Source organism: Pseudomonas sp. SIMBA_068 (assembly GCF_046534705.1).
GTDB lineage: Bacteria > Pseudomonadota > Gammaproteobacteria > Pseudomonadales > Pseudomonadaceae > Aquipseudomonas > Aquipseudomonas putida.
In genome coordinates, this window is sequence record NZ_JAWRYI010000312.1 from 1 (window position 1) to 289 (window position 289).

Consider the following 289-nt stretch of genomic DNA (forward strand, 5'->3'; position numbering starts at 1 on the left):
TTGTTTATTGATGAGCGGCTTACCTCTTATTTCGCGCCGTCGACTGTTAACTGCGACGGCGCTTTCTCCGTTGTTATGGCAGATGAATACCGCCCACGCGGCGGCTATTGATCCCAATCGTATTGTGGCGCTGGAGTGGTTGCCGGTGGAATTACTGCTGGCGCTCGGCATCGTGCCTTACGGCGTGGCGGATACCATCAACTATCGCCTGTGGGTCAGCGAACCACCATTGCCGGACTCAGTGATCGACGTCGGTTTGCGCACAGAACCTAACCTTGAACTGCTGACC

General features: G+C 55.7%; 1 pseudogene. It reads left to right on the forward strand.

Annotated elements, in window-relative coordinates:
• Positions 1 to 82 precede the first annotated feature (82 nt).
• Positions 83 to 289: pseudogene (locus tag SB756_RS29320) on the forward strand (iron siderophore ABC transporter substrate-binding protein); the annotation flags it as partial.